The sequence below is a fragment of the Monashia sp. HAY1-5C genome, from assembly GCF_056755255.1.
This window is the reverse complement of sequence record NZ_JBPGXG010000163.1, coordinates 1-9,436: the sequence shown is the minus strand read 5'-3', so window position 1 is coordinate 9,436 and position 9,436 is coordinate 1. Positions and strand designations below refer to the sequence as shown.

At 71.9% G+C, this 9,436-nt stretch carries 10 protein-coding genes; 9 read left to right on the top strand and 1 reads right to left on the bottom strand.

Annotated features, from left to right (window positions below; genetic code table 11):
- Positions 1 to 77: 77 nt before the first annotated feature.
- The 4 genes from ACR9ZK_RS18990 to ACR9ZK_RS18975 all read left to right on the top strand — a co-directional run bounded on the left by ACR9ZK_RS18990 (position 78) and on the right by ACR9ZK_RS18975 (position 4,588).
- Positions 78 to 1,487 (top strand): aspartate ammonia-lyase, encoded by a 1,410-nt coding sequence (locus ACR9ZK_RS18990; protein ID WP_481343519.1) that lies wholly within the window; start codon positions 78 to 80, stop codon positions 1,485 to 1,487.
- Positions 1,488 to 1,578: 91 nt separating this feature from the next.
- Positions 1,579 to 3,108 (top strand): amino acid permease, encoded by a 1,530-nt coding sequence (locus tag ACR9ZK_RS18985; RefSeq protein WP_481343518.1) that lies wholly within the window; start codon positions 1,579 to 1,581, stop codon positions 3,106 to 3,108.
- Between the two features lie 291 nt (positions 3,109 to 3,399).
- Positions 3,400 to 3,672 (top strand): hypothetical protein, encoded by a 273-nt coding sequence (locus tag ACR9ZK_RS18980; RefSeq protein ID WP_481343517.1) that lies wholly within the window; start codon positions 3,400 to 3,402, stop codon positions 3,670 to 3,672.
- A 61-nt stretch (positions 3,673 to 3,733) separates the two neighbouring features.
- Entirely contained in the window at positions 3,734 to 4,588 is an 855-nt protein-coding gene (locus ACR9ZK_RS18975; RefSeq protein ID WP_481343516.1) for a PaaX family transcriptional regulator, read from the top strand.
- Here the strand turns inward: ACR9ZK_RS18975 and ACR9ZK_RS18970 are convergent.
- Complete coding sequence (locus ACR9ZK_RS18970) at positions 4,554 to 4,982, bottom strand: RidA family protein (RefSeq protein WP_481343515.1); 429 nt, start codon at positions 4,980 to 4,982, stop codon at positions 4,554 to 4,556. The two genes, ACR9ZK_RS18975 and ACR9ZK_RS18970, sit on opposite strands and share 35 nt — an antisense overlap.
- 145 nt (positions 4,983 to 5,127) lie before the next feature.
- Here ACR9ZK_RS18970 and ACR9ZK_RS18965 point away from each other — a divergent pair, with 145 nt between their 5' ends.
- The 5 genes from ACR9ZK_RS18965 to ACR9ZK_RS18945 form a co-directional block, all read left to right on the top strand.
- Positions 5,128 to 5,952, top strand: a complete 825-nt coding sequence (locus ACR9ZK_RS18965; protein WP_481343514.1) for a fumarylacetoacetate hydrolase family protein — start codon at positions 5,128 to 5,130, stop codon at positions 5,950 to 5,952.
- Positions 5,953 to 5,993: 41 nt separating this feature from the next.
- The gene (locus ACR9ZK_RS18960; protein ID WP_481343513.1) at positions 5,994 to 6,479 is read left to right on the top strand and encodes a cupin domain-containing protein; all 486 of its coding nucleotides are present in this window, start codon (positions 5,994 to 5,996) and stop codon (positions 6,477 to 6,479) included.
- A complete protein-coding gene (locus ACR9ZK_RS18955) occupies positions 6,476 to 7,402 on the top strand; it encodes an acyl-CoA thioesterase (RefSeq protein WP_481343512.1) in 927 nt (308 codons plus the stop codon). The genes ACR9ZK_RS18960 and ACR9ZK_RS18955 overlap by 4 nt, the downstream gene beginning before the upstream one ends.
- A complete protein-coding gene (locus tag ACR9ZK_RS18950; protein WP_481343511.1) occupies positions 7,402 to 9,057 on the top strand; it encodes an AMP-binding protein in 1,656 nt (551 codons plus the stop codon). The genes ACR9ZK_RS18955 and ACR9ZK_RS18950 overlap by 1 nt, the downstream gene beginning before the upstream one ends.
- On the top strand, positions 9,054 to 9,436 hold a 383-nt coding region (locus ACR9ZK_RS18945), incomplete at its 3' end, for an NAD(P)-binding protein (RefSeq protein WP_481343510.1). The genes ACR9ZK_RS18950 and ACR9ZK_RS18945, both read left to right, overlap by 4 nt.

The following is a 9,436-nucleotide window of genomic DNA, read 5'->3' as shown; positions in this document are numbered from 1 at the left end:
TCCGTCGTCGGCAGCGTCAGATGTGTATAAGAGACAGCCGCAGCACCGCTCGCCTGCCCGCCCCGCCAGGAGGAACCATGCCCCGCACCGAACACGACCTGCTCGGAGACCGCGACGTCCCCGACGACGCCTACTGGGGCGTCCACACGCTCCGCGCCGTCGAGAACTTCCCCATCACCGGCGAGACCATCGCCGGCAACCCGTACCTCGTGCGCGGGCTCGCCGCCGTCAAGCTCGCGGCGGCCCGCGCCAACCGCGACCTCGGGTTGCTCGACGAGCGGCGCTGCGGCGCCATCGAAGCCGCCTGCCTCGAGATCCTGGACGGCCGGCTCGCGGACCAGTTCGTCGTCGACGCCATCCAGGGTGGCGCCGGCACGTCGACGAACATGAACGCCAACGAGGTCATCGCCAACCGGGCCCTCGAGCTGCTCGGCGCGGCGCGCGGCGACTACGCGGTGCTCCACCCGAACGACCACGTCAACCTCAGCCAGTCGACCAACGACGTCTACCCGACGGCCGCGAACATCGCGACGATCCGCGCCCTCGCCGACCTGCTCGCGTCGGTCGACCACCTCGTCGCGGCCTTCCGCCGCAAGGCCGTCGAGTTCCACGACGTCGTCAAGATGGGGCGCACGCAGCTGCAGGACGCCGTGCCGATGACCGTCGGGCAGGAGTTCGCCGCGTACGCGGTGACGCTGGCCGAGGACCGCGACCGTCTCGCCGAGGCCGGCACCCTGCTCCACGAGATCAACCTCGGCGCGACGGCCATCGGCACCGGGCTCAACGCTCCCGCGGGCTACGCCGAGTCGGCGCGCCGCCACCTCGCCGAGATCACGGCCCTGCCGCTGACGACAAGCCCCGACCTCATCGAGGCCACGGCCGACGTCGGCGCCTTCGTCCACCTGTCCGGCGTGCTCAAGCGGGTCGCCGTCAAGCTGTCGAAGATCTGCAACGACCTGCGGCTGCTCTCGTCGGGGCCGCGAAGCGGACTGGCGGAGCTGAACCTGCCTGCCGTTCAGTCGGGGTCGTCGATCATGCCCGGCAAGGTCAACCCGGTGATCCCGGAGGTCGTCAACCAGGTCGCCTACGAGGTCATCGGCAACGACGTCACGGTGACCCTCGCCGCCGAAGGTGGTCAGCTGCAGCTCAACGCCTTCGAACCGGTCATCGTGCACAGCCTCAACCGCAGCATCACCCACCTCGGCAACGCGTGCCGCGTGCTGGCCGACCGGTGCGTCGACGACATCACCGTCAACGCCGACCGGCTGCGCGCCTCCGTCGCGGGGTCGATCGGCCTGGTGACGGCGCTCAACCCGCACATCGGGTACGCGGCCGCGACGTCCGTGGCGACCGAGGCGCTGCTCACCGGGCGCGGCGTCGCCGAGCTCGTGCTCGAACGGGGTCTGCTGTCGGCCGACGAGCTCGAGGAGCTCATCCGGCCGGAGCGGCTCGCCAACCTGCCCGACTCCCGCCCGCAGCCCGTCTGACGCGGCGCGGTCCACACGCCAACGGCGTCGGCCGCCGGTCGCACGCTCCCCTCCGGATTCTCCTGTCACAGAAAGGCGCCCAATGACGAGCATGCCTGGAAGAACGACCAGAACCCAGCCACCGTCCGCTCCGCCGAACGCACCGGCGGCGGACGGCTCGCTGACCGACCGCGAGCAGAGCGGCTACCACAAGTCCCTCAAGCCCCGGCAGATCAGGATGATCGCGATCGGCGGTGCCATCGGGACGGGCCTGTTCCTCGGTGCCGGGGGACGCCTCGAGGCCGCAGGGCCGTCGCTCGCCCTGACGTACGCGGTGTGCGGCTTCTTCGCCTTCCTCATCCTGCGCGCGCTCGGCGAGCTCGTGCTCCACCGGCCCTCGTCGGGCTCGTTCGTGTCCTACGCGCGCGAGTTCTACGGCGAGAAGGCGGCGTTCGTCACGGGGTGGATGTACTGGCTCGTGTGGGCCACGACCGCCGTCGTCGACGTGACGGCCGTCGCGCTCTACATGAACTTCTTCGCGCGGTACTGGGCACCCATCGCGAGCGTCCCGCAGTGGGCCTTCGCCCTCGGCGCGCTCGTGCTCGTCCTCGGCCTCAACCTCGTCAACGTCAAGGTGTTCGGCGAGCTCGAGTTCTGGTTCGCCCTGGTCAAGGTGGCCGCGCTCGTCATCTTCCTCGCGGTCGGGCTGTGGTTCCTCTTCTTCGGCACGCCGGTCGCCGGCCACCACCCGGGGCTGGGCCTGCTCGGCGCCAACGGTGGCATCTTCCCGCACGGCGTCCTGCCCGCGGTCGTCGTCGTGCAGGGCGTCGTCTTCGCCTACGCCTCGATCGAGCTCGTCGGCACGGCTGCGGGCGAGGCCGAGAACGCCCGCGTCGTCATCCCCAAGGCGATCAACACGGTCATCGTGCGCATCATCGTCTTCTACGTCGGGTCCGTCGTGCTGCTCTCGCTCCTGCTGCCGTACACGGCCTACAAGGCCGGCGAGAGCCCGTTCGTCACCTTCTTCGGGTCGATCGGCGTCGAGGGGGTCGACACCGCGATGAACCTCGTCGTCCTCACCGCAGCGCTGTCCTCGCTCAACGCCGGCCTCTACTCGACGGGCCGCATCATGCGCTCCATGGCGTTCTCCGGCTCGGCGCCGCAGTTCGCCGGACGGATGAGCCGCGGCGGCGTGCCCTACGGCGGCATCGTCATCACCGCCGCGGTCGCCCTCGTCGGTGTCCTGCTCAACGCGCTCGTGCCGGCCCAGGCCTTCGAGATCGTCCTCAACGTCGCGGCCCTCGGCATCGTCGCCGCGTGGGGGATGATCGTGCTGTGCCAGATGCGGCTCGTCGCCTGGGCGCGGGCGGGCCGGCTCGTGCGGCCCTCGTTCCGCCTCTTCGGGTCGCCGTTCACCGGGTGGCTCACCCTCGGGTTCCTCGCCGCGGTCATCGTCCTCATGGCCTTCGACCGCCCCGTCGGCACGTGGACGGTCGCCTCGCTCGCCGTCATCGTCCCGCTGCTCGCCGGAGGCTGGTTGCTCGCCCGCGACCGCATCCGGCGCATCGCCGCGGGTGAGGCAGCGCCGACGCACCCGACCCGACGGTCCGCCGCGCCGAGGCCGATCGTCGAGGAGGCCTGAGGCCGGGGGGCGCCGCCTGAGCCCCCGTCGACCCCTGCGGTCCGACCCGTGTGCCGCCGAGCCCCCTCGGCGGCACACGTGCGCCGAGCGGGCGGTGTCCGTGGCCGACGAGAACACCTGCAGCAGAACGGCAACGGGCACCGGAGGTCTTGCGTCGTTCTTGTGCACTTCTTCGGGGGTCGCTCACGGCGGCGTTGCAGTTGGACCGGCATCGTGATGGGAAGGAAGCAGGACATCGCGCTTCCGGTCACCGGTCCGGCAGGACCACGCACAGTTGGGGGTCGAGCAGGCATGAACGCTCTCATGGTTCCGTCGGTCGTCGTTTCCATGGCCGTCCTGGCCGTCCTGGTCGGGGTGCTCGTCGGCAGGGCTCGCCACCACGCCGGCCGCCGGGCGGTGCAGGACCGGACGGTGGCGATGCTCGCTCCCGCGACGGTCTCCGCGGCCGGCGCCCACTGCGGCCGGTCCGGGCACCACTACCTCAGGCGGCAGACCGGCTGGTGCTGCGCGCGCTGCGGCCACGAGGTCGTGACCGAGGCTCGCTCGTCCGTGGCGGTCGGCTGAGCGCCTGAGGCCCACGAGGGCGTCACACGAGGGCGTGGCCGGGTCCCGATACTGTGCCCCCGTGACGACGGAACTCGACGGCGGTACCGAACGGGGTCCCCTACCGCCTCGCGCGCTCATCGTCACCCTGCTGGGCCTCTACGTCCGCGAGCTCGGTGGCTGGATCAGCGTCAGCGCGCTGATCCGCCTCATGGGCGCCGCCGGCGTCGACGAGCAGGCCGTCCGCTCGTCCCTGTCCCGCCTCAAGCGTCGCGGCATCGTCGAGGCCGAGCGCCGCGACGGCGCTGCCGGGTACGCCCTGTCCGACTACGCGCGCCGGCTGCTCGAGGTCGGCGACCGGCGCATCTTCGCGCCGCGCCGACAGCACGCGCACCACTGGGTCGTCGTCGTCTTCTCGGTGCCCGAGTCCGAACGCCAGAAGCGCCACGCGCTCCGGTCCCGCCTGTCCTGGCTGGGCTTCGGCACGGTGTCCTCGGGTGTGTGGATCGCTCCCGGACACCTGGCCGACGACGCCCGGGAGGTCCTGCTCGGCGACGGCCTGGAACCGTACGTCGACCTGTTCCGGGCGGAGTACCTCGCGTTCGGTGAACCGGCCGACAAGGTGGCCCGGTGGTGGGACCTGGGCGCGCTCGAGCTGCTCTACGCGGACTTCCTCGGTTCCTACGAGCCGGCCCGCCGGGCCTGGGCCGAGCAGCCGCACGTGCCGGTCGGGCCGGCCGCGTTCGCCGACCACCTCCGCGCCCTGACCGCCTGGCGCCGCCTGCCCTACCTCGACCCCGGGCTGCCGACGGACCTGCTGCCGCCCGACTGGTCAGGCACCCGGGCGGCGGAGACCTTCTTCGCGCTGCACGCCATGCTGTCGGGGCCCGCCCACGACTTCGTCACCGACCAGGCCGGAGCCGCTCGTCGGGGATGACGGCGACGCCGACGATCTCGATGAGGGCCTCGGGCTGCCACAAGCCGGTCGTGCCGATGCCGGCCATCGCGGGGTACACGGGCCCGGCCAGCTCGCGCCACACCTGTCCGATCTCGCGGCCGTGGGCCTGGTAGTCCGGGATGTCGGTGAGGTAGATCGTGATGCTCACGAGGTCCTCCGGCCGGCCGCCCGCCTCGGCGAGGGTCGCGAGGACGTTGGAGAACGCCTGCCGGAACTGGGCGACGATCCCGCCCGGGACGATCTGCATGTCGGCGTCGAGGGCGGTCTGCCCGCCGAGGTAGAGCGTGTTGCCGCTCAGGGTGCCGTGCGAGTAGCCCCGCGGGGTGGGCAGCGCGGCCGGGTTGACCGGGATCGGCGTCGGGTCGGCGGACATGGGACCTCCAGGGTCGGGCAGTCGCTGGTCGTCGAACGGTGGTGGCGCCGCGGCTCTCGGGCGCCGGCCTGCCACCACGGCGGGGCGGCGACCTCAGGATAGACCACCTATTGATCTTTTTCGACGACCGTGACAATCTCGCTATATGCAGTTCGGCACCGTCGCCCACCGAGGCACCACGCACGCCGCGGCGTACACGGCAGACGGCTGGCGCGCGCTGCCCGCCCGGGACCTGTCCGAGCTCCTCTCCACCGGCGGCACCCTCGGGCAGGGGCAGCCGCTCGGTGCGCCGCTGCCGGACGCCCGGCCGGTGACACCACTGCCACGGCCGGCCAAGGTGGTCTGCTGCGGCCTCAACTACCGCGAGCACATCCTCGAGACCGGTCGCGAGCTGCCGCGGCACCCCACCCTGTTCGCCAAGTACGCCGACAGCCTCGTCGGGCCGACCGACGACGTCGTCATCGCACCCGGCACCCAGGTCGACTGGGAGGCCGAGCTCGCGGTCGTCGTCGGGGCGGAGGTCCGCAACGCGGACCGGGCCACGGCCGTGGCGGCCGTCGCCGGCTACACCGTGGCCAACGACGTCTCCGTGCGCGACTGGCAGTACCGCACGCTGCAGTGGTTCCAGGGCAAGGCGTGGGACCGCTCGACGCCCGTCGGGCCGGTGCTCGTCACCGCCGACGAGCTCGACCCGGCCGACGGCCTCACCCTCACGTGCCGCGTCAACGGCGAGGAGGTCCAGCGCGACAGCACGGCGACCCTGCTGTTCGACGCCGCCGAGCTCGTCTCCTACATCTCCCGCTTCACCGTCCTGCGCCCCGGTGACCTCGTCCTCACCGGCACCCCCGGCGGCGTCGGCGTCAGCCGCGACCCGCAGCGCTTCCTCGGTGACGGCGACGTCCTCGAGACGGAGATCGAGGGGATCGGCCTGCTGCGCAACGTCGTCCGCGTCGGACCACCCCTCGACTGATCCCCTCCCACGGAACGACCTCTGACACAAGGAGACCCATCATGGAGCCCGACCTCAGCAAGTACCAGCTCGTCGGCGACAACTCGATCTACGCGGATGCGAACGGACTGGTCGTGCCGGTCGTCACGCGGGGCGGGCACGAGGTGGGCGACACCGGCCAGTCCAGCGGCGCCACGCGAGTCTCCGGCGTCAGCATCCAGCACACGCCGGCGACACGCCTGTGGTTCGGCAAGGTCAGCAACGACCCCGGGTACCGGTCCGTGCCGCACCACCACGGGGAGGCCGAGACCGGCGGCTACGTGCTGTCCGGCCGCGCCCGCATCTACTTCGGCGAGCGCTTCGAGGACTACATCGACATGGAAGAGGGCGACTGGGTCTTCGTGCCGCCGTTCATGCCGCACGTCGAGTGCAACCTCGACCGCAACAACCCCCTGACGTGGATGACGGCACGCACCCCCGAGAACATCGTCGTCAACCTCCCGCAGGTCGCCGATGCCGAGCTGCGGCACTGGGTGGACCGTCCGTGAGCGGGCCGACCTCGGAGACCCTCACGGCGGCCCTGGCCCTGACGCCCACCGCCGCCGAGCACTTCGACCTGGCCTGGAGCGCCACCACCCAGCCCTGCCCGTGGCCCAAGGCCTACGGCGGCGACATGGTCGCGCAGGCAGCGGCCGCCGCGATGCTGAGCGTCACCGACGGCAAGGTCATGCACTCGATGCACAGCTACTTCATGCGGCCCGTCGACATCGCCGCGCCGGTGACGTACGAGGTGGAGGTGCTGCGCGACGGGCGCGGCTACGCGACCCGCCACGTGCGGGCCTTCCAGAACGGCAGGCCCGCGTACGTGGGCCTCGCCGGCTTCGCCGCCGGCGAGGACGGAGGTCGCTACGCGGCCGCCCCGGTGGCCGCCGTCCCGGGACCCGAGTCGCTGCCCACCTCGGCGGACTACCTGGCCGGGCACGACCCCGGGGACGGCTCCACGATGACGGCAGAGTCCAAGGAGTACTGGTCGGGCGGGCGCAGCTTCGACATGCGCCACGTGCCGGGCCCGGTCTACCTGCGGGTCGACGGCGGCCGGGTACCGCACCAGGCCCTGTGGGTGCGACCGTTCGATGCCCTGCGCCCGGTCGACGGCCTCACCGACGCCCAGCGCGACCTCGCCGCCCTCGCCTACGTCTGCGACTACACGATCCTCGAGCCGGTCCTGCGCGTGCTCGACCTGCCGTGGGCGAAGCCCGGCCTCGTGACCGCCAGCCTCGACCACGCCATGTGGTTCCACCGCCAGCCGCAGCCGGGGGTGCTCGACGGCTGGCTGCTCTACGCGCAGGAGGCCGTCTCGGCCGACGCCGGGCGCGGCGTCGGCCTCGGTCGCTTCTTCACGCCGGACGGCGAGCACCTGGCGACCGTCGTCCAGGAGGGCATGATCCGCGCCAGCAGAGGGAGCCACTGATGCCGAACTCCGCCCGACCCGCCCTGGAACCGAGCGCGTACACCGACACCTTCGCCCGCGACCACCTGCCGCCCGACGGGCTGTGGCCGACCCTCGAGTTCACCACCCCCGAGCTGCAGTACCCCGCGCGCCTCAACGCCGCCACCGAGCTGCTCGACGCGGCGGTGGACCGTCACGGCGCCGACCGCCCCGCAGTGCGCGCCACCGACGGCACGGTGTGGACCTACGGCGACCTGCAGCGGCGCGCCAACCAGGTCGCGGCGGTGCTCACCGAGGACCTCGGGCTGGAGCCGGGCAACCGCGTCCTGCTCCGCTCGCCGAACACCCCGTGGACCGTCGCGGCGTGGCTGGGGACCCTCAAGGCCGGTGGCGTGGTCGTCACGACGATGGCCGCCCTGCGGGCCCGCGAGCTCGGCCCCATCGTGGAGAAGACCCGACCGGTGGTCGCCCTCGTCGACCACCGGTTCACCGAGGAGGTCGAGAGGGTGCGCGACACCGTCGCGGGCGGCCTCGTCGTCGTCCCCTACGGCGGCGACACCGACGAGGACCTGACGCGACGCGTCGCGTCCAAGCCGGGCGAGTACCGAGGCGTGGACACGGCGGCCGACGACGTCGCGCTCCTCGGGCCGACCTCCGGCAGCACCGGCGTGCCGAAGGTCACGATGCACTTCCACCGTGACCTCCTGTCCATCGACAACACATTCGGACGCCACATCCTGCGCCTGGAGCCGGACGACGTCGTCGCCTGCACGGCTCCCTTCGCCTTCACCTTCGGCCTGGGCATGCTCGTCGTCTTCACCCTCCGGGCCGGCGCCTGTGCCCTGCTCACCGAGAGCACGACGCCCGTCCAGCTCGCGGAGGTCGTCGAGCAGCACGGCGTGACCGTCCTCGCGACCGCGCCCACGGCGTACAAGCAGATCATCAGGGGCGGCCACCTGGCGAAGCTGGCCGGGCTGCGCAAGGCCGTCAGCGCCGGCGAGCACCTCCCCCAGGAGGTCTGGCAGAGGATCCGTTCCGAGCTCGGGCTGTCGGTCATCGACGGCATCGGCGCGACCGAGATGCTGCACATCTTCATCTCCGCCCCGGAGGGCGAGATGCGGCCCGGGAGCACCGGTCGACCGGTCCCCGGCTACCGTGCGACGATCCTCGGCCCCGACTCGACGCCGGTTCCCCCGGGCACCGAGGGCCGCCTGGCCGTCATCGGCCCTGTCGGCTGCCGCTACCTCGACGACGACCGACAGTACGCCTACGTCGTGGACGGCTGGAACGTCACCGGTGACACCTTCGTCGAGGACGAGGACGGCTACTTCTTCTACCGCGCACGCACCGACAGCATGATCGTGTCCTCCGGCTACAACATCGGCGCGCCGGAGGTGGAGGAGGCGATCGACGCCCATCCCGATGTCGTCGAGACCGGTGTCGTGGGCGAGCCGGACCCCGAACGCGGCTCGGTGGTCAGCGCCTTCGTCGTGCTCCGCGAGGGGGTCGTCGGCGACGAGGCCAAGGCGCGCGAGATCCAGGAGTTCGTCAAGGCGACCCTCGCCCCGTACAAGTACCCGCGCCGAGTGCGCTTCGTCGAGCAGCTGCCCCGCAACACGAGCGGCAAGCTCCAGCACTACAAGCTGCGTGAGCTGGTCAAGGAGATGTCGTCATGAGAGTCGCGATCGTCGGTGGGGGCCCGGGTGGCCTGTACCTGGCCGCCCTGATGAAGCAGCTGGACGCCGGCCACGAGGTGACCGTGTGGGAGCGCAACGCCCCCGACGACACCTTCGGCTTCGGGGTCGTGTTCTCCGACGAGACCCTCGGTGGCATCGAGAGCGCCGACACCGCGATCTACCGCGCGATGGAACGCCGGTTCGCCCGATGGACCGACATCGACGTGTCGGTCGACGGGGTCACCTCGACGATCGGCGGCCAGGGGTTCGCGGCGATGAGCCGCAAGGAGCTGCTCCGCATCCTCCAGGCGCGGGTGGCCGAGCTCGGCGTGCAGGTGCACTACCGCACCGAGGCACCCGACGCGGACCTGCTCCGGGC

Excerpts from the sequence above, each read along its gene's own strand:
- ACR9ZK_RS18985 (WP_481343518.1), top strand. The coding sequence starts at position 1,579 with ATGCCTGGAAGAACGACCAGAACCCAGCCACCGTCCGCTCCGCCGAAC.
- ACR9ZK_RS18990 (WP_481343519.1), top strand. The coding sequence starts at position 78 with ATGCCCCGCACCGAACACGACCTGCTCGGAGACCGCGACGTCCCCGAC.
- ACR9ZK_RS18960 (WP_481343513.1), top strand. The coding sequence starts at position 5,994 with ATGGAGCCCGACCTCAGCAAGTACCAGCTCGTCGGCGACAACTCGATC.
- ACR9ZK_RS18970 (WP_481343515.1), bottom strand. The coding sequence starts at position 4,982 with ATGTCCGCCGACCCGACGCCGATCCCGGTCAACCCGGCCGCGCTGCCC.
- ACR9ZK_RS18980 (WP_481343517.1), top strand. The coding sequence starts at position 3,400 with ATGAACGCTCTCATGGTTCCGTCGGTCGTCGTTTCCATGGCCGTCCTG.
- ACR9ZK_RS18965 (WP_481343514.1), top strand. The coding sequence starts at position 5,128 with ATGCAGTTCGGCACCGTCGCCCACCGAGGCACCACGCACGCCGCGGCG.
- ACR9ZK_RS18950 (WP_481343511.1), top strand. The coding sequence starts at position 7,402 with ATGCCGAACTCCGCCCGACCCGCCCTGGAACCGAGCGCGTACACCGAC.